17 protein-coding genes are annotated in these 18,945 nt (G+C 61.6%); 9 read left to right on the top strand and 8 right to left on the bottom strand.

The features are described 5' to 3' along the window. Nucleotides 1-37: 37 nt before the first annotated feature. The gene (locus Q8X51_RS12025) at nucleotides 38-793 is read right to left on the bottom strand and encodes a COG4705 family protein (RefSeq protein WP_407693891.1); all 756 of its coding nucleotides are present in this window, start codon (nucleotides 791-793) and stop codon (nucleotides 38-40) included. Between the two features lie 177 nt (nucleotides 794-970). Here Q8X51_RS12025 and Q8X51_RS12020 point away from each other — a divergent pair, with 177 nt between their 5' ends. Continuing rightward, on the top strand, nucleotides 971-1,603 hold the full coding sequence (locus Q8X51_RS12020; protein ID WP_065925867.1) for a flavin reductase family protein: 633 nt from the start codon (nucleotides 971-973) through the stop codon (nucleotides 1,601-1,603). Nucleotides 1,604-1,923: 320 nt separating this feature from the next. On the opposite strand, the gene Q8X51_RS12015 is transcribed toward Q8X51_RS12020, so the two are convergent. Together Q8X51_RS12015 and Q8X51_RS12010 are read right to left on the bottom strand one after the other, a co-directional pair. Then, complete coding sequence (locus tag Q8X51_RS12015) at nucleotides 1,924-2,169, bottom strand: hypothetical protein (RefSeq protein WP_407693890.1); 246 nt, start codon at nucleotides 2,167-2,169, stop codon at nucleotides 1,924-1,926. A 42-nt stretch (nucleotides 2,170-2,211) separates the two neighbouring features. After that, nucleotides 2,212-2,553: an antibiotic biosynthesis monooxygenase family protein gene (locus Q8X51_RS12010; protein ID WP_065925866.1), complete on the bottom strand. Its 342-nt coding sequence runs from the start codon at nucleotides 2,551-2,553 to the stop codon at nucleotides 2,212-2,214. A 328-nt stretch (nucleotides 2,554-2,881) separates the two neighbouring features. Between Q8X51_RS12010 and Q8X51_RS12005 the strand changes: the two genes are divergently transcribed. Next, nucleotides 2,882-3,811, top strand: coding sequence for an AraC family transcriptional regulator (locus Q8X51_RS12005; RefSeq protein WP_027605501.1), 930 nt, complete (start codon nucleotides 2,882-2,884; stop codon nucleotides 3,809-3,811). 150 nt (nucleotides 3,812-3,961) lie between these two features. On the opposite strand, the gene Q8X51_RS12000 is transcribed toward Q8X51_RS12005, so the two are convergent. The 4 genes from Q8X51_RS12000 to edd are packed head-to-tail and all read right to left on the bottom strand — an operon-like array spanning nucleotide 3,962 to nucleotide 8,967. Then, nucleotides 3,962-5,431 (bottom strand): ATP-binding protein, encoded by a 1,470-nt coding sequence (locus tag Q8X51_RS12000; RefSeq protein WP_027605500.1) that lies wholly within the window; start codon nucleotides 5,429-5,431, stop codon nucleotides 3,962-3,964. Next, nucleotides 5,421-6,155 (bottom strand): response regulator, encoded by a 735-nt coding sequence (locus Q8X51_RS11995; protein WP_024077192.1) that lies wholly within the window; start codon nucleotides 6,153-6,155, stop codon nucleotides 5,421-5,423. The genes Q8X51_RS12000 and Q8X51_RS11995 overlap by 11 nt, the downstream gene beginning before the upstream one ends. A gap of 32 nt (nucleotides 6,156-6,187) precedes the next feature. Next, the gene (locus Q8X51_RS11990) at nucleotides 6,188-7,144 is read right to left on the bottom strand and encodes a glucokinase (RefSeq protein ID WP_407693889.1); all 957 of its coding nucleotides are present in this window, start codon (nucleotides 7,142-7,144) and stop codon (nucleotides 6,188-6,190) included. Continuing rightward, the gene (gene edd / locus Q8X51_RS11985; protein WP_027605498.1) at nucleotides 7,141-8,967 is read right to left on the bottom strand and encodes a phosphogluconate dehydratase; all 1,827 of its coding nucleotides are present in this window, start codon (nucleotides 8,965-8,967) and stop codon (nucleotides 7,141-7,143) included. The genes Q8X51_RS11990 and edd overlap by 4 nt, the downstream gene beginning before the upstream one ends. A 221-nt stretch (nucleotides 8,968-9,188) precedes the next feature. On the opposite strand from edd, the gene gap reads away from it, so the two are divergent. The 7 genes from gap to Q8X51_RS11950 all read left to right on the top strand — a co-directional run bounded on the left by gap (nucleotide 9,189) and on the right by Q8X51_RS11950 (nucleotide 18,227). Further along, nucleotides 9,189-10,190: a type I glyceraldehyde-3-phosphate dehydrogenase gene (gap, locus tag Q8X51_RS11980; RefSeq protein WP_065925864.1), complete on the top strand. Its 1,002-nt coding sequence runs from the start codon at nucleotides 9,189-9,191 to the stop codon at nucleotides 10,188-10,190. A gap of 199 nt (nucleotides 10,191-10,389) precedes the next feature. After that, on the top strand, nucleotides 10,390-10,908 hold the full coding sequence (locus Q8X51_RS11975; RefSeq protein WP_065925863.1) for an RNA polymerase sigma factor: 519 nt from the start codon (nucleotides 10,390-10,392) through the stop codon (nucleotides 10,906-10,908). 74 nt (nucleotides 10,909-10,982) lie between these two features. Beyond that, on the top strand, nucleotides 10,983-11,951 hold the full coding sequence (locus tag Q8X51_RS11970) for a FecR family protein (protein ID WP_407693888.1): 969 nt from the start codon (nucleotides 10,983-10,985) through the stop codon (nucleotides 11,949-11,951). 117 nt (nucleotides 11,952-12,068) lie between these two features. Then, entirely contained in the window at nucleotides 12,069-14,633 is a 2,565-nt protein-coding gene (locus Q8X51_RS11965) for a TonB-dependent receptor (RefSeq protein WP_074847554.1), read from the top strand. Nucleotides 14,634-14,769: 136 nt separating this feature from the next. Then, nucleotides 14,770-15,378 (top strand): biliverdin-producing heme oxygenase, encoded by a 609-nt coding sequence (locus tag Q8X51_RS11960; RefSeq protein ID WP_137212824.1) that lies wholly within the window; start codon nucleotides 14,770-14,772, stop codon nucleotides 15,376-15,378. A 168-nt stretch (nucleotides 15,379-15,546) separates the two neighbouring features. Then, a complete protein-coding gene (locus Q8X51_RS11955; RefSeq protein ID WP_407693887.1) occupies nucleotides 15,547-15,948 on the top strand; it encodes a YbaN family protein in 402 nt (133 codons plus the stop codon). A 140-nt stretch (nucleotides 15,949-16,088) separates the two neighbouring features. Beyond that, nucleotides 16,089-18,227, top strand: a complete 2,139-nt coding sequence (locus Q8X51_RS11950) for a methyl-accepting chemotaxis protein (RefSeq protein WP_442115840.1) — start codon at nucleotides 16,089-16,091, stop codon at nucleotides 18,225-18,227. Nucleotides 18,228-18,290: 63 nt separating this feature from the next. Here the strand turns inward: Q8X51_RS11950 and Q8X51_RS11945 are convergent, their stop codons facing one another. Next, complete coding sequence (locus tag Q8X51_RS11945) at nucleotides 18,291-18,854, bottom strand: NAD(P)H nitroreductase (protein ID WP_065925023.1); 564 nt, start codon at nucleotides 18,852-18,854, stop codon at nucleotides 18,291-18,293. Nucleotides 18,855-18,945 lie beyond the last annotated feature (91 nt).

Genomic DNA, 18,945 nt, shown 5'->3' with positions numbered 1-18,945 from the left:
AATGTGGGAGCGGGCAAGCCCCCTCCCACATGTTGAATCAGGACACCTCTGCTACCGGGCTCCGGCTATACCGCCGCTGCGCATACGACGCCCCGGCAATCATCACCACCAGCACCGCCGCCAATACCGCCGATGATCCAATGGTGCCGAAATCCAACCCGCCCTTTTCATGGGGCTTGGTCAGGAAGTCGCCCAGGGTTGCACCAAACGGCCGGGTCAGTACAAACGCCACCCAGAACAACAGCACCGACGAGATTTGGGTGAAGTACTTGAGCGCCAGCACCGCGGCGATGGTCGAACCAATCAACAAGGCGCCACCGGCAAAGCCGAGCCCCGAATCGTCCGCCAGGAAGTCGCCCAACGCAGTGCCCAGGGTGTTGGAGAACAGGATCGCCATCCAGTAGAACAGCTCGCCTCGGAAAGTCTGCACCTTGTTCACGTTCAGCGAGTCACCACTGAGATGCCACATCGCAAAGATGATCATCAGGATCACGATCAGGATCATCGACCCGGTGGCATAGCCCAGGCCCAGGGTGCGGTCCATGAAATCCGACATGGTGGTGCCGGCGGTGCTGGTGGACAGGATCACGATCCAGTACAGCACCGGGTTGTAGGTTTTCGACCAGAGTTGTGTCACCAGAGTGACCAGGAACACGCTGATGAGGATCATCGAGCTGATGGCGTAACCGACGTTCAGGGTCATCGACAACAAGTCCCCGGCGGTTTCGCCCAGGGTGGTTGCGCAGATTTTCATGACCCAGAACGCCAGGGTGATCTGAGGAAGTTTATTCATGCGGTAGAAGGCTCCGAGGCTCAGTCTTATAGGGGGTATCGACCTTGGGCGCAGACTGAACGGGCCGCTGTGAAAAATAGGTGGCCGCTGAATGAAAATTCCATAGGGCCGATGGAAATTCGTCGCCATGGATTGCACTATGGCTGCCTCCCAGAACCCCGCAGCAGGAACCCGGCCATGTCTGACGCTATCCACTTCTACGAACCGGCCAACGGCCATGGCCTGCCACATGACCCGTTCAATGCCATTGTCGGGCCACGGCCGATTGGCTGGATTTCATCTCACGACAGCAACGGCCGCCTGAACCTGGCGCCCTACAGTTTCTTCAATGCGTTCAACTACATTCCGCCGATCATTGGGTTTTCCAGCGTCGGGCGCAAAGACAGCCTGAACAACATCGAACAGACCGGCGAGTTTGTGTGGAACCTGGCCACCCGCCCGCTGGCCGAGCAGATGAACCAGAGCTGCGCGGCCGTCTCGCCGGAGGTGAATGAGTTCGAGTTGTCCGGCCTGACACCGGTGGCGTCGAAAATCGTCGGCGTGCCGCGAGTGGGCGAGAGCCCGGTGTCGTTCGAGTGCAAGGTGACGCAGATCATCCAGCTGCAGCGCGCCGACCAGCAGTTGGTGCCCAGCTGGCTGGTGCTGGGCGAGGTGGTCGCGGTGCACATTGCCAAGTGGCTGCTCAAGGATGGGGTGTACGACACTGCCGCCGCCGAACCGATCCTGCGCGGCGGCGGCCCGGCGGACTACTTCCAGTTGGGCCCGGAGGCGCTGTTCAAGATGTATCGCCCAGGCGCCAGCAAACCCTGACTGAAATACACCAAAAAAGTGGGAGGGGGCTTGCCCCCGATGGCCATGGGTATCGACACAACTTTGGCTCAACGCTGAACGCCCGGCAGATAGGGCACTGTGGTGAGCGGGCTTGTCCCGCGTTGGGCTGCGTAGCAGCCCCAGTAAAGAAGAATGCGGTGTATCAGACACTCTGTAGAGGCTGGTTTTGGGGCTGCTACGCAGCCCAACGCGGGACAAGCCCGCTCACCACAGGGAGATTTGTCAGGGTCTGAAAAGTTGTGTAGATACCTATGCTCATCGGGAGCAAGCCCCCTCCCACATTAGATGGTCGGCGTTGTTCAGCTGGCGGCGCTCGCCCAGGTCAGTTGACCCTCTTCATCCACATCGATCAGCCGTTCAAGCTGCACAGTGGCGGCATCATCGGCGTCGGAGGCGGTCTTGAACGTCTGTCCATCCAGGATCTTGTGAAACTGCGGGGCGCCCATGCCATCCAGTGCCTTGACGGCGACGGCGGCGCTGTAGCCCCCTTCACTTGGTACTACGGCGGATACGGCTTCGTGGTGGGCAAATTGTTTACGTGCCATGTTGCAGGTCCTGGCCAATGGAAAAGTTGGCCATTCTAACCATTAACCGGCCAGTTGCAGGTACTCGCCGTAGGCATTGGCGGCAGAGGCGTCGGTGAAGGTCTGGAAGTCCATGCTGCGCACGACCATGTCGTTCAACAGCTCGGTGAAGATCATCAGGGCCGGCGAGTTGAAGTAGGCGCTCATCGCCTGCTCGCTGCTCCAGAAACCCGAGATCAACCAGACATCGGGATCGACCTGGGAATGCTGCAACGAAAATTGCAGGCAACCCTGAGCCTGACGGCCCGGTTCGATCAAACTGCTCAAGCGTGCACCCAGTTCGGTGCTGCACCCGGTGCGGGCGCGGATAAAGGCCATATGGCTCGCGGGAATGGGGGTGGACATGTTCGACTCTCCCGTTGAGAAGTGATGCTCGGCAAGCACTGTGAGGGCGTGTTGCCACAGGATCAAAGATAACGGCGCGGGTGCGGGCGCGGTTAGTCAATTCCTGCTGGCTTATTGCACAATCCTGCGAGAAGCGTAGAGAGGACGTAGGGACCGCCGGTTCGATTCCACAGGCAAACGCCTTGTTTCAGGGACATGACAGCCCGAGAACTTGCCTGATTCACGACACGTCGCAGGATCAGGCAAGGATTGTGCAGAATCGACCTAACACTGTTTGAAAAGCCGCCGCTAAGCTGAGCCCATCAAAAAAGCATGCAGAGGACGCCTTATGCCGTCGCCCGAACATCAGTCCATGCCCCTCGACGCCGAGACGGAAAAACAGCGCGCCGAGCTGGCGAGCATCGTGCATCGTCATACCTGGGAAGACGGCTCCTATGGCACGGCGATTACGTCACTGTTCCTGAACCGCCACAACACGCCGCGTGACTTCATGCCGGTACTGGTGGAGCCGGCGTTGTGCATCCTCGCCAACGGCAGCAAGGAAGTGCGCCTGGCCGACGAAATCTTTGCCTACGACCCGCTCAATTACCTGGTGTTCTCGGTGGCGATGCCGGTGGCCGGGCGAATCATCGATGCCACGCCGGAAGATCCGAACCTGTCAGTGCGCATCAATATCGACCCGGCGCAGCTCACCGCCTTGATCGCCGAGGCCGGCCCCATGGGCGTGCCCACGCGCCCGACATCGCGCGGGATGTATGTGGACCGCATCGACCCCCAGTTGCTCGACGCCGTGCTGCGCCTGGCGCGCCTGCTGGATACGCCCAAAGACATTGCCATGCTGGCGCCGCTGATCAACCGTGAAATCCTCTACCGCCTGCTGCGAGGTCCCCAGGGTTATCGCCTGTATGAAATTGCCGTGGCCAACAGCCAGAGCCATCGCGTCAGCCAGGCGATCAAGTGGCTCAATGGCAACTACGAACAACCGCTGCGCATCGATGACCTGGCCAAGGAAGTGAACCTCAGCGTCTCGACCCTGCATCACCGTTTCAAGGCGATTACGGCCATGAGCCCGCTGCAGTACCAGAAGCAGCTGCGTTTGCAGGAAGCACGTCGACTGATGATTGCCGAAGGGCTGGAAGCGTCGGCGGCGGGGTATCGGGTGGGGTATGAAAGCCCGTCGCAGTTCAGCCGGGAGTACAGCCGGTTGTTTGGGGCACCGCCGCTGAGGGATTTGGCACGACTGCGCCAAAGCGTCTGACCCCCTTTCCGTCGATACCGTCTTATCCCGCACCGCGCAAAGCCCCGTAGCAGCTGTCGAGCCCCGGCGAGGCTGCGTCGGCCGCGACTCGGTCCTGAATCGGCAGCGCGCCCGACGCAGCCTCGCTTGCGCTCGGCAGCTACGGAGAAGTCAGTCCAGGGTCCGGGGCAGTTGCAGGGTGACCCGCAAGCCCCCCTCACGCAAATTCTGCAAACTCACTTCACCGCCATGGCTATGGGCAATATTGCGCGCAATACCCAAGCCCAAACCGTAACCCTGCTGCTGGCCGGCCAGGCGAAAATGCGGTTCGAAGACCTGTTCCAAACGCTGTTCCGGCACGCCAGGGCCTTCGTCGTCGACGTGCAGGATGAACTCCGCGCCATCGTCCTCAATACGCAAATGGGCGTTCTGCCCGTACTTCAAGGCATTGTCGATCAGGTTGCCGATGCAGCGCTTGAGCGCCAGCGGCTTGCCCGGGTACGCCGCCACTGCTGCGCCGTCCAGGGTGACCCGGCCGTTGCCGTTGGGCGCCACATAAGGCTCCACCAGGCATTCGAGCACATGGTTGAGGTCGACCGGCTGGATGTTCTCGTGGATATCGGTGTCTTTTACACATTGCAGCGCGCCCTTGACCAGCAACTCCAACTCATCCAGGTCACGGCCGAACTTGGTTTGCAGGTTCTCGTCTTCGAGCAATTCCACGCGCAGGCGCAGGCGGGTAATCGGTGTGCGCAGGTCGTGGGAAATCGCGCTGAACAATTGGCTGCGCTCCGTGAGGTAACGGCTGATGCGTTCGCGCATCGCATTGAACGCGCGGCCCACTTCCACCACTTCACTGCCGCCGCCTTCGGCTACCGGTTCCACATCGGCGCCCAGGGACATGTCACGCGCCGCCCGCGCCAGGCGCTTGAGCGGCCGGCTTTGCCAGTGCACCAGCAGGCCGATGAACAGCAGCAAAAAGCCGCTGGTCAGCACGATAAACCACACCTGCTGGGACGGCAGGCCCTGTTCTTCCAGGCTGGTGTAGGGCTCGGGCAACAGCGAAGCGATGTACAGCCATTCGCCGGGGGCGAGTTCGATCTGGGTGACCAATACCGGCGGGTTGACGGGTTCCAGGGTCAGCGCGTAATGGGCCCAGGAGCGCGGCAACTCATCCAGTTTCAACCCGGCGTTGAAGATGCGCAGGTCTTCGGCGCTGACGAACTCCACCGAGATAGGCACGTCGGCGCCCAGGGTCTGGCGCAGGACTTCATCCACGGCCACCAGCACCGCCTGCTTGCGCGGGGTTTGCGGCAACACTTGCATGTCGAGTGGCCGATCATTGAGGGTCACGACAAAACGGGTACCACCCATGCTGCGCAACTGGTCAAGGACCAACGGCCGATAGGCCACCGGCAACGAACGGAAATAACTCACGCTGGCGGTCATCGAGTGCGCGAGGCTACGGGCGCTGGTGACCAGGCCTTCGAGCTGGGTGGCGCGCAACTGCGAGACCCAGATCACGCTGGACAGCGCCTGGGCGAACAGCACCGCGAGCAAGGTCAGCAGCAACATGCGCCCCAGCAGGGAGCGCGGTACCGGGAAGCGCCGGCGGCGTTCGCTCAGCGGCTCAGTGGGCATTGCCGGCAACCACGCTGGCTGCCAGTTGATAACCGCTGCCGCGCACGGTGCGGATCAGCCTCGGGGGTTTTTCGGTGTCGCGCAGGCGTTGACGCAGGCGGCTGACAGCCATGTCGACGATCCGGTCCAGCGGCATCAGGTCGCGGCCACGGGTGGCGTTGCCGATGGTGTCGCGGTCGAGAATCTGCTGCGGGTGATCGAGAAACAGCTTGAGCAGGGCAAAGTCGGCACCGGAGAGGATCACCTCTTCGCCATCCACGTGGAACAGCCGATGACTGATCATGTCCAGGCGCCATTCGTCGAACACCAGCACATCGCCATTGCCGCTGCGCTCCTGGCCGAACTGGCAGCGGCGCAGCAAGGCCTTGATCCGCGCCTGCAACTCGCGGGGGCTGAACGGCTTGCCGATATAGTCGTCGGCCCCCAGTTCCAGGCCGATCACGCGGTCGGCTTCGTCGGAACTGGCGGTGAGCATGATGATCGGCACCTGCGCCTGGCGCGGGTGCTGGCGAATCCAGCGGCAGAGGCTGAAACCGTCTTCGTCCGGCAGCATCACATCGAGGATGACCAAGTCGCATGGCGCCTCGTTCATCGCCTGGCGGAACCCCGCGCCATCCGGCACGCCACGCACCTGGAAACCGGCGCGACTGAGGTAGGTCTGCAGCAATTCGCGGATTTCCTGGTCGTCGTCGACGAGGAGAATCGATTTACTGATTACGCTCACGGGGTCCTCCTTGTTGTTATAGGTGGTGCGGGTCAGGCAAACGCCTGTTCCAATGCGACGCCAGCCCCGGTCAACCCGGAATACGGCGCAGTCACCAGCCACACCGGGATGCCCTTGAAGTAGTCGCTCATGCAGCCTTTGTCACTGAAGCTCCTGGCAAAACCGCTGTCGATGAAGAAGTCGGCAAACCGCGGAATCACCCCACCCACGATATACACACCACCGCGCCCACCAGTGGTCAGCACATTGTTGCCGGCTACCCGGCCCAGCCAGATGCTGAATTGATCCAACACTTCCATGGCCACCGGATCGCCCGCCAGGCCCGCCGCCGTGATGGCTTCAGGGGTGTCGAGCACCGGTGTGTGGCCATCGACCGCACAAATCGCCCGGTACAGCCGCGGCAGGCCGCCACCGCTCAAGGCGGTTTCGGCGCTGACGTGGCCGATCTCGGTGTAGATATGCTGCCACAGCTGGGTTTCCCGCGGGCTGCTCAGGGGCAGGTCGACGTGGCCGCCCTCCCCCGGTAACGCCGCGTAACGACCTGCACCGAGGTCCAGCAGGGTACCGACACCCAGGCCGGTGCCCGGACCGATCACCACCGCCGGGCGCAACGGTTCCGGCGTGCCAGGGCAGACCACGCGGAATTCGTCGGGTTTAAGACGCGTCATGCCCAGGGCCATGGCCGAGAAGTCATTGACCAGCAGCAGCTCATCCACCTGCAAGGCCTGGCAAAACGCAGTCTTGCTCAAGCGCCAGTGATTGTTGGTGAATTTAAATTCATCCCCGCTCACCGGCCCGGCGACCGACAGGCACACCGCACCGATGTCGCCGATTTGCAGGCCTTCTTCCTTGAGGTAGACCTTGATCGCGTCCTCAGGGCTTTGGTGATCAGCCGTGGCATGCACCCGGATCGAATGCAGTGCCTGATCTCGCCACAACGCAAAACGGGCGTTGGTACCCCCGATGTCACCGACCAGCGCTAGCTTCACTTAAGCGTCTCCAAGGCACAGGTAAAGGCGCTGGCGCCCTGCTCTGCGGAGCTTGCGGCCAAGCGCATAAATGCAAACAGCTCGCGACCGGCCCCCACGTTATTGCCCAACAGGCCCGTGGCAGGCGTGCGCGCTGCAAATTCTTCGGCGTCCACCTTAAGCTCCAAGGTGCCCTTCACGCCATCCACGCGAATGATATCGCCATCTTTGACCCGTGCCAGTGGCCCGCCGCTCTGGGCTTCGGGGTTGACGTGAATCGCGGCGGGGATCTTACCCGACGCGCCGGACATACGCCCGTCTGTCACCAGTGCGACCTTGAAACCACGGTCCTGCAGCACGCCGAGGAACGGCGTCATCTTGTGCAGTTCCGGCATGCCGTTGGAGCGCGGGCCCTGGAAGCGCATCACGGCGACAAAATCCTTTTCCAGCTGGCCGGCCTTGAACGCATCAGCCAGGTCCTGCTGGTCCTGGAACACCACCGCCGGCGCTTCGACGATCTGATGCTCAGGCGCTACGGCAGAGACTTTCATGACTCCGCGGCCGAGATTGCCTTCCATCACACGCAGGCCGCCTTCCGGCGAGAACGCGCGCGCCACCGGGCGCAGGATGGTTTCGTCGAGGCTTTCGATCGGGCCATCGCGCCATACCAGCTCGCCGTCGACCAGGAATGGTTCCTGGACATAACGGCTCAGGCCCTTGCCGGCCACGGTGTTGACGTCGTCGTGAAGCAGGCCGGCTTCAAGCAGCTCGCGGATCAGGAACGACATGCCGCCCGCTGCCTGGAAGTGGTTGATGTCGGCCTTGCCGTTTGGATACACGTGGGACAGGGTCGGCACCACCTCGGAGAGGTCGGCCATGTCGTCCCAGGTGAGGATGATGCCCGCCGACATGGCGATGGCCGGCATGTGCAGGGTGTGGTTGGTGGAACCGCCCGTCGCGTTGAGCGCAACGATGGCGTTGACGATGGATTTCTCATCGACGATCTCGCCGATCGGCGTGAAGTTGCCGTTGGCCTTGGTCAAGCGCGTGACCTGGTGCGCGGCTTCGCGGGTCAGGGCGTCACGCAGCGGCGTGTACGGGTTGACGAACGAGGCACCCGGCAAATGCAGGCCCATCACTTCCATCAGCAGTTGATTGGTGTTGGCGGTGCCGTAGAAGGTGCAGGTGCCGGGGCTGTGGTAGGACTTCATCTCCGATTCCAGCAGCTCTTCGCGAGTGGCCTTGCCTTCGGCGTAGCGCTGGCGCACATCGGCCTTCTGCTTGTTGGAGATGCCCGACGGCATCGGCCCGCCCGGTACGAAAATCATCGGCAGATGGCCGTAGCGCAGCGCGCCCATCATCAGGCCGGGCACGATCTTGTCGCAGATGCCCAGCATCAGCGCCGCGTCGAACATGTTGTGGGACAGCGCTACCGCCGTGGACATGGCGATGACTTCACGGCTGAGCAGGCTCAGTTCCATGCCGGGCTCGCCCTGGGTCACGCCGTCGCACATGGCCGGGGTGCCGCCGGCGAACTGGCCGACCGAGCCGACTTCGCGTAGGGCTTTCTTTATTTGTTCCGGGAAATGTTCGTACGGCTGGTGCGCCGAGAGCATGTCGTTATATGACGAAACAATTGCCACGTTGGCGGCGTTCATCATGCGCAGGCTGTTTTTATCTTCGGTGCCGCAACCGGCCACGCCATGGGCGAAGTTGGCGCATTGCAGCTTGCCGCGCATCGGACCGTCGCTGGCTGCGCCGCGAATGAGCGCAAGGTAAGCCTCACGAGTGGCGCGGCTGCGGGCGATAAGCCGTTCGGTGACCTCAAGGACGCGGGGATGCATGTGTAGAACTCCAGGCTAACGGATGTGGCGACCTGAGTGTCTATGCTGATCAAACGCCCGCAGCTCATGGGATGGCAGAGAGTCGTTTGGATCATCGGACCAGTTGATTCAGGTCACTCGTTGTAGATTGAACAAAATATTGCCACTAAAAAGGCTTGTTTTCTATTTTTATGCGAATAATCTTGTAATTCTTACAACAAATCGACGACAGGCACTTTCCAATGACTCTTCGTATCGCAATCAATGGTTTTGGCCGTATCGGCCGTAATGTCCTGCGCGCACTGTATACCCAAGGCTATCGCCAGGATTTGCAGATCGTCGCCATCAATGATTTGGGCGACAGCTCGATCAATGCCCACCTGCTCAAATACGACACCGTGCACGGCACTTTCGATGCAGAGGTCGCCCACGATCAGGAAAGCCTGACCGTCAATGGTGACCGGATTGCCGTCAGTGCCATTCGCAACCCGGCCGACCTGCCGTGGGCGGCGCACAAGGTCGACGTGGTGTTCGAATGCACCGGTCTGTTCACCGACCGTGACAAGGCTGCCGCCCATATTACCGCTGGTGCACGCAAGGTGATCATCTCCGCCCCGGCCAAAGGCGCGGACGCGACCGTGGTCTACGGCGTGAACCACGACATCCTGCGTCAATCCCACCAGATCATCTCCAACGCGTCATGCACCACCAACTGCCTGGCGCCGGTCGCCCAGGTGCTGCACCGCGAATTGGGTATCGAAAGCGGCTTGATGACCACGATTCATGCCTATACCAACGACCAGAACCTGACCGACGTCTACCACACCGACCCGTACCGCGCGCGCTCGGCCACCCAGAACATGATCCCAAGCAAGACCGGCGCCGCCGAAGCGGTGGGCCTGGTGCTGCCGGAGCTGGCAGGCAAGCTGACCGGCATGGCCGTGCGTGTACCGGTGATCAACGTGTCGCTGGTGGACCTCACCGTGCAGTTGAAGAAAGACGCCACTGCCGACGAAGTCAACGCACTGCTCAAGGAAGCCAGCCAACACTCGAAGATCCTCGGCTATAACACCCTGCCGCTGGTCTCCAGTGACTTCAACCATAACCCGCTGTCGTCGATCTTCGATGCCAACCACACCAAGGTCAGCGGCAAGTTGCTGAAAGTGCTGGCCTGGTATGACAACGAGTGGGGCTTCTCGAACCGCATGCTGGATAACTGCCTGGCTTTGTGTAACGCCGAATAACACCCTTTGTGGAATGGCTTTTGTGGGAGGGGGCTTGCTCCCGATGACGGGGTATCAGTGATGAATGCATCGACTGACACACTGCATCGGGAGCAAGCCCCCTCCCACACTGGCCCCATGTAGGCTCACAGAAATAGCCACTTGCCATTTGAGTTGATGATAAGCATTATCATTAACTGCAAATCGGTCTGGTATCACTGTGAGCCAATCTCGCTTCAACCAAGTCTTTCTCACCCAACGGGTGATTCTGCTACGCACCTTGCAGCGGATGGTGAATAACCACAGCACCGCCGAGGACCTGTTGCAGGAAACCTACCTGCGCGTCACCCGGGCCCTCAGCGAGCGGCCGATCGATCACCTCGAACCCTTCGTCTACCAGACCGCGCGCAACCTGGCGCTGGATCATTTGCGTTCGCGCAGGGTTCAGGCGCGCACCCTGCAGGAAGATGTGCCACTGGACATCCTGCAAAGCGTCGCCGCCCCCATCAGCACCCCCGAAGACGCCACCCAGGCCGAGCAATTGCTTGAGCACCTGAGCATCAGCCTCGGCCAGTTGAGCGCGCGCCAGCAGCAGATTTTCATCCTCAGCCGCCTGCACGGTTGCAGCTACCAGGAGATCGCCGATCAGTTGGACGTGTCCTTGAGCACCGTGCAAAAGGAACTGAAATTGATCATGGCCATTTGTGTAGGTGTGGCCGAAAGACTGGATCGGCCTTAAGCTTCAGCCTACGAAATTGTCGACCCAAGCTGTAGGAAAGATGAATAAAACGTGGCGAAGACCCGAGGAACACCGTGACGGACCCGAATAAACTGCGCCCCCATGAGCTGGCTCATGAGGTGTTGCAAGACACGGCTATGGACCAGGCCCTCGACTGGCTGATCGTCTTGCAGTGCCCAGCGCCCGGGCAGCGGGCCGAGTTCGAAGCCTGGCTGGCCCAAGACCCCGCCCACGTCCACGCCTTCGGCAAGGCCCAGGCCGCCTGGGGTGGCGCGCCGGTACACAGCGCCGCCGTCGCCCTGGCCGCGCCGCGCAAACCCAGGGGCTGGCGCCGGATCAAGCCGCACTGGAAACCGCTGGCCACCGCCGCCGTGCTGTTGATCGGCCTGTTCAGCTTCAGCAACCTGCCGGTACGCCTGCAAGCCGACCATCTCACGGTGGTGGGCGAACGCCAGCGCCTGCAATTGGACGATGGCTCGAAAGTGTTGCTGAACACCAATTCGGCGTTTTCCAGCAGCATCAAGGACCACCAGCGCCTCGTCCGCCTGTACCAGGGCGAAGCCTTTTTCGAAATCATGCCCGGCCATGGCCTGCCCCTGGAAATCGACGCCGGCCCCGTGCGCGCCAGCGTGCGTGATACCGCCTTCGCCGTGCGCTACCTCAACGGCGAAGCCCAGGTGCAGGTGCAGCGCGGCGATGTCGACCTGAGCAACACCTTCGACGATGCCCGCGTGCGCCTGAGTGCCGGCGAAAGCATCCGCATCGGGCCCAAGGGCTTTGGCCAACCGGCCCGGCTGGATGCCAGCAAGGACCTGGCCTGGGTGCAAGGCCGGCTGATTTTCGAAAACTGCCCGATGAGCGAAGTGCTCGCCGAGCTGCGTCGCTACTACCCCGGCTGGATCGTCAACACCAACGACAAGCTCGCCAGCGTTGCCGTCACCGGCAACTACCGCCTCGACCAACCCCTGGATGTGGTGCGCTCCCTGGCCCACATCACCTCAGCCACATTGTCGGAATACCCCGCGCTGGTGATTTTGAACTAAATGAGAATTATTTTTACTCGATAGCCTTCGGCGGTACGTCTCGTCTTAGCCAATGCAACTGATTCCTATTTGGTTCGGTTCGCAACTATAAGATTCGTACCTTCCGGAGCGCTCTCGATGTCCTCTCGTTTCAACCGCCGGTCCTCCTCCCCCGTGCTGTCCTTGCTGACCGCCGCCATCCTGCTGGCCGGTTCGCCAGTGATGGCCGCCACTGCCGCCGAACCTGCCGCCCGCAACCACGGCAACTACAGCTTCAGCATCGAGCAACAGCCACTGGTTTCGGCGCTGAACGCCTTTACCAGCGTGACCGGCTGGCAAGTCGGCCTGCCCGCCGAGCTGGGCCAGGGTGTGTCGTCCCCTGGGGTGCGCGGCGCCCTGTCGCCGGAGAAAGCCCTGGACCGGCTGTTGGTGGGGACCAACCTGAGCTACCGCAAGCTGGGCAACAACAACATCGTCCTGGAAAAGCGCACGGCGGGCAGCACCCTCAACCTGCAACAGGTGACCATCAGCGCCACCCGTAACGCGCAGGATGTGAACAGCGTACCCAGCACCGTCAGCGTGCATGATCGCGAAGAACTGGACCGCCAGAACGTCAACACCATCCGTGATCTGGTGCGCTACGAGCCGGGCGTCTCGGTCGGCGGCGCTGGCACCCGTGCCGGCAATGCCGGGTTCAACATCCGCGGGATCGACGGCGACCGCATCCTCACCCAGGTGGACGGTGTGGAAGTGCCCGACAACTTCTTCAACGGCCCCTACGCCAAGACCCGCCGCAACTACGTCGACCCGGAGATCGTCAAGCGCGTCGAGATCCTGCGCGGCCCAGCCTCGGCCCTCTACGGCAGCAGCGCCATCGGCGGTGCCGTGAGTTACTTCACCCTCGACCCGGACGACATCATCAAGCCCGGCCAGGACGTCGGCGCACGCCTGAAGACCGGCTACAGTTCCGCCGACGAAAGCTGGCTGACCTCCGGCACCGTCGCCGGCCGCGTGCAGGACTTCGATGGCTTGCTGCACCTGAGCCAGCGCAATGGCCATGAGACCGAATCCTACGACGGCAACAACGCCACCGGCCTGGCCCGTACCGGCGCCAACCCCGAGGACGCGCGCACCACCAACATCCTGGCCAAGCTCGGCTGGAACTATGGCGATGACAACCGCCTGGGCCTGACCTATGAGAAGTACAAGGATGATCGCGACGTCAACCTGAAGAACGCGGTGGGCGGCCCGTTCATCGGCGGCCGAGGCTTCAACCTGTACCGTGATCGCCGTGGTAACGACACCATTACCCGCGAACGTTTCGGCCTGGAAAACAGCTTCGCCCTTGAGTCGCCGATTGCCGACCGGATCAAGACCAGCCTCAACTACCAGATCGCCAAGACCGACCAGACCACTGCCGAGATCTATCAGTCAGGTCGTCGTGTCCTGCGTACCCGCGACACGCTGTACCAGGAAAAACAGTGGATTTTCGATGCTCAGTTGGACAAAGCGTTCAGCCTCGGTGAAACCGATCACCAAGTGACCTACGGCACCACCCTCAAGCAGCAGAAAGTCACCGGCTCGCGCGAGGGCGGCGCGACCTGTGTGGCCGTCGGCAGTGGCTGCACCGCCATCGGCGCGCCCAGCCCGATTGCCACTGACAGCGTGAAAAAGTCCAGCGACTTCCCCGACCCGACCATCAACACGTATTCGCTGTTCGCACAGGACCAGATCAGCTGGGACAAATGGACCTTCCTGCCCGCCGTGCGCTACGACTACACCCAGCTCAAACCCAAGCTGACCCAGGCGTTCCTCAACACCGTCAACCCGACAGGCGCGGACCCGGTGAGCGACAAGGAAAAAACCTGGCACCGTGTGACGCCCAAGTTCGGCCTGACTTACGCCCTGACGGATCAATACACCTGGTTCGGCCAATATGCCGAAGGTTTCCGTACGCCATCCGCCAAGGCGTTGTACGGCCGCTTTGAAAACCTCAACCTGGGCTACACCGTCGAGCCCAACCCCGACCTCAAGCCAGAAACCAGCAAGGGCATCGAAACCGGGATTCGCGGCAAATTTGACGAGGGATCCTTTGAAATCGCCGTGTTTTACAACAAGTACCGCGACTTTATCGATGAGGACAACGCCGTCGTCGGCGGCACGGTCGAACAGTTCCAGGCCATCAATATCAAGCGCGCCACCATCAAAGGGGCCGAAGCCAAAGGGCGCCTGAACCTGGATGCATTCGGCGCCCCGCAGGGCCTCTACACCCAGGGTTCGGTGTCCTATGCCTACGGTCGTAACGACGATAACGGCGAGCCGCTGAACAGCGTCAACCCGCTCAAGGGCGTGTTTGGCCTGGGCTACGACCAGGACAACTACGGTGGTCTGTTGAGCTGGACCCTGGTGAAAAAGCAGGATCGCGTCGACAGCAGTACCTTCCACGCGCCGGACGGCGACACCAGCGGGCCCTTCAAGACTCCGGGCTTCGGTGTTGTCGACCTGACCGCCTTCTACAAAGTCACCCAGGACGTGACCATCAACGGCGGCCTCTACAACCTCACCGACAAGAAGTACTGGAACTGGGATGACGTACGCAGCTACGACAGTGTCGGCGAAGCCGCGGTGACCGGACCGGCCAACCTCGACCGCCTGACCCAGCCGGGCCGCAACGTTGCGATCAACCTGATCTGGGACATCTGACGACACCCGACTCACCTCGTCGAAATTTCAGCGGCGAGGTGAGGATTTTTTACTGTGCCGCGTCTTCTTGTTCGTCTAGTTGATAACAGCTCTCTTTAAGGGCCATAAGGCGCTCCCCCTTCTCAAGGACTTTTTCATGACCGCTTCTTCTACCGCAGAACGCCCAAGCCTGCGCTCCCAGCGCCTGAACCAGATTACCCACGAGCCACACACCAAGCTGGACGCGTTGGTGAAGGCCCACGCGCCGTTTGAAACCCAGGCCAACTTCGCGCGTTTCGTGGTCGCGCAGTACCTGTTCCAGTCGGAGCTGGTGGCCCTGTACAACGATGCCGAACTGATCAAGATCGTGCCTGACCTGGCCGAACGCTGCCGCGCCGAGGCCGCCAGGCTGGATCTGGCAGACCTGGATACAGAAGTGCCAGCACCGGTCCCCGGCGCGCTGAAGAACCCAAGCAAGGCCGAGGCACTGGGCTGGTTGTTCGTGTCCGAAGGTTCCAAGCTGGGCGCTGCGTTCCTGATCAAGCGCGCCGTAGGCCTGGGCCTGAGCGAAACCTTCGGTGCCCGCCACCTGGGTGAGCCGGCCGGTGGTCGCGCCGAAGGCTGGAAAAGCTTCACTCGCACCCTGGATGCGTTGCAATTGAGCGCCGAGGAAGAAGCCGCAGCGGAAAAAGGCGCGGTGGATGCGTTTGTACGCTTCACCGTGTTGCTGGAACAGGCGTACGCTAGCGCCCCTGAACTGGCCTGATCGCCCACATTGAAATGCAACCGACTGTGGGAGGGGGCTTGCCCCCGATGGCGGAGGGCCAGGTACCTATTTGTTGGCTGATGCACCGCTATCGGGAGCAAGCCCCCTCCCACATTTAAACCGCATTTCAATGCCGACTCTTTTGTTATCCCCTACTTTGCACACACCATGACCCGCAAACCCCAATCCACCTCGAAAATCGCACAGCTCCTCTTCGGCCTGCTGGCCTACGTCAGCCTGGGCATCGGGCTGGTGGCGATTGTGGTGCCGGGTTTGCCCACCACCGAGTTCATCCTCCTGGCCGCCTGGGCCGCGACCAAAAGCTCACCGCGCCTCAGTGCCTGGCTGGAAAACCACCGCCTGTTCGGACCGATCCTGTTCAACTGGCGCAACGGCAGGATCATCGCGCGCCGGGCCAAAGTCAGTGCCACCGTGAGCATGCTGCTGTGCGCCATCCTGATGCTGGTGATGCTCGACCACGGCTGGCCGATCTACCTGGCGATTGCCGGGATGAGCCTGGGCAACCTGTGGATCTGGTCACGCCCGGAACGGCTCGCACAGCCCGTGTGACGCCGGCTGTAGCCGCTTTCCTACCGCCCATCGCCTATCTCTCATGAATTGATCTGTTACGCCGATGTTTCAGACATAGCGCTGAATGGACTTGGCCCTGGATTGCATGCATTTCCACACGCCCATTCGCGAGTGAACCTATGTTCGACACCCTCTCCATACGTTTGAAAATCGTGCTGCTGTCCGGGCTATGTCTGCTGGGCGTAATAGCGTTGATCATCAGCATCAACCTTTACGAAACCAACCAGAACGACCATCTGATCAGCGATTCAAGCTCGCGAATGCTCACCAGCAGCGTGCAGAACCTGCTGCAAGCCAAGGCAGCGGAGCAAGCCGTGCTGCTGCGGAAAACCTTTGGTGAAAATCTTACCGTGATCACCGCCATCGCCGATCAGGTCAAAGACCTGCGCAACCTGGCCACCAAGCGCTCGCTGGACCCCGGCGCCTTGCGTGAAGAACTCAACCAGAGCCTGAAAACCACCTTCGAACGCAACAGCAAAGTGCTCGGAATCTGGCTGGCGTTCGAGCCCAATGGCCTGGACGGCAAGGACAGCGAGTTCGCCAATGACAAGACCCGCGCGTCCAATGAAAAAGGCCGCTTCTCCAGCTACTGGAACCGCGTCGGTGGTGAACCCTTGAACACCATCATGCTCGAGGAAGACCTGACCAAGACCACCCTCAACCTCAGCGGAACGCCCTATAACATTTGGTACACCTGCCCCCGGGACACCCGAAGCACCTGCCTGCTGGACCCATATGAAGACACGGTGACCGGCACACCGGTACTGATGACCACCATCTCCTTGCCGATGATCGTGGACGGGAAAGTCATTGGCGTGGTCGGTGTCGATATCGCCCTCAACACCCTGCAAGCCAGCACGGACGCCGCGCAAAAAGAGCTGTTCGACGGTGCGGCACACCTTGAGATCATTTCCAGCAACGGCCTGATTGCGGCCTACAGTGGCGAACCCGCCAAGGTTGGAAAAAACCTGGTCGACACCCTCGGTGTAGAAGGCAAGGAGATCGTGCAACTGCTCGCCAGTGGCAGCTATGTCAACCGCGAACAAGGCGACACCATCCGCGCGGTTTACCCGGTCAAGCCCATTGCCGATGCCAAAGCCTGGGGCGTAGTGATCAAACTGCCCAAACACGTGATGCTTGCCGACAGCACGAAACTTCAAGGCGTGCTCGACGCAGCCCAGGCCAGCGGCACCCTCAAGGCCCTGCTGGTCGGTGCCGCCGCCGGCCTGCTCGGCTTGCTGCTGATCTGGCTCACCGCCACCGGCGTCACCCGTCCGATCAACAGCGTGGCAGCCATGCTCAAGGACATCGCCAGCGGCGACGGCGACCTCACCCAGCGCCTGGCCTACGCCAAGAAGGATGAGCTGGGCGAACTGGTGAACTGGTTCAACCGCTTCCTCGACAAGCTGCAACCGACCATCGCGCAGATCAAGCAAAGCATCACCGAAGCACGCGGCACGGCTGACCAGTCCTCGGCCATCGCGCGCCAGACCAGCGAAGGCATGCAGGTGCAGTTCCGCGAAATCGACCAAGTGGCCACGGCGTCCAACGAGATGAGCGCCACCGCCCACGACGTCGCCAACAGCGCCTCCAATGCTGCCAACGCAGCGCGCGGCGCTGACCAGTCAGCGCGTGAAGGCATGTCGATCATCGAGCAGAGCACCCGCGACATCACCACCCTCGCCGAAGAAGTCAGCAAGGCCGTGGGCGAAGTCGAAGCCCTGGCCGTCAACAGCGAACAGATCGGTTCAGTCCTGGAAGTGATCCGCAGCATTGCCGAGCAAACCAACCTGCTGGCGCTCAACGCGGCGATCGAAGCCGCACGCGCCGGGGAAAGCGGCCGGGGGTTTGCGGTGGTGGCAGACGAAGTGCGCAACCTGGCCAAGCGCACCCAGGATTCCGTGGAGGAAATCCGCCTGGTGATCGAACGCATCCAGAGCGGCACCCGAGGGGTGGTGGCGACCATGCACTCCAGCCAAAGCCAAGCCCAGAGCAATGCCGGGCAGATCCATCAAGCCGTGCAGGCCTTGGGCAAGATCAGTGATGCAGTGACGGTGATCAGTGACATGAACCTGCAAATCGCCAGCGCCGCCGAGCAGCAAAGCGCCGTGGCCGAAGAGGTCAACCGCAACGTCTCGGCGATCCGCACCGTGACCGAAACCCTCACCGGCCAGGCCACCGAATCGGCGGCCATCAGCAGCCAGCTCAATGCGTTGGCCAGCCAGCAGATGAAACTCATGGATCAATTCAAGGTGTAAGACACACCAATGGTCAAATGTGGGAGGGGGCAAGCCCCCTCCCACATTTTGATCGCCTACTGCTTAGAGACCCGTCCAGGCCTTCACAAACGCCGCCACATCTTCCTTCGGCGCCGTACGCGGCGGGTTCTGCGGTGTACCCAAATAAAGGAAGCCAATCACCTCCTCATCCGCCGTCAGCCCCAGGCCTTTGGCCACGTGGGCCGAATAGGACAACTCACCCGTGCGCCACACCGCACCAATCCCCTGGGCATAGGCCGCCAGCAGAATGCCGTGGGCCGCGCAGGCGGCTGCCAACAGTTGTTCAGACTTGGGCACCTTGAAGTGCTCCTGCAGGCGGGCAATCACCACCACCACCAGCGGTGCACGCAGCGGGCCGTTCTGGGCCTTTTCGATGACAGCCTGGGGAGCATCGGCGTCCTGCAAACGGGCGGCTTCGGCCAACAGCGTGCCCATCTGCTCACGGGCGGCACCTTCCACGGTGAGGAAACGCCAAGGACGCAGTTGGCCGTGGTCGGGCGCACGCATGGCCGCGGCGAACAGCACATCGCGCTGCTCCTGGGTCGGTGCCGGTTCCAGCAAACGCGGCACGGAAACACGGTTGAGCAAAGCGTCGAGAGCCTGCATTGGCCACCTCCAGAGAAAAATGTGCGGTCATTCTAGCGGGAATGAATCGGGATGCCACCAAACGATAATTGCTCTTATTCAATCCGCCCTG

This window comes from Pseudomonas sp. Yb2C2 (assembly GCF_052112325.1).
Lineage (GTDB): Bacteria > Pseudomonadota > Gammaproteobacteria > Pseudomonadales > Pseudomonadaceae > Aquipseudomonas > Aquipseudomonas marginalis.
Note: the sequence above shows the minus strand (reverse complement) of the source record. Positions and strands in the feature narration are given on the sequence as shown.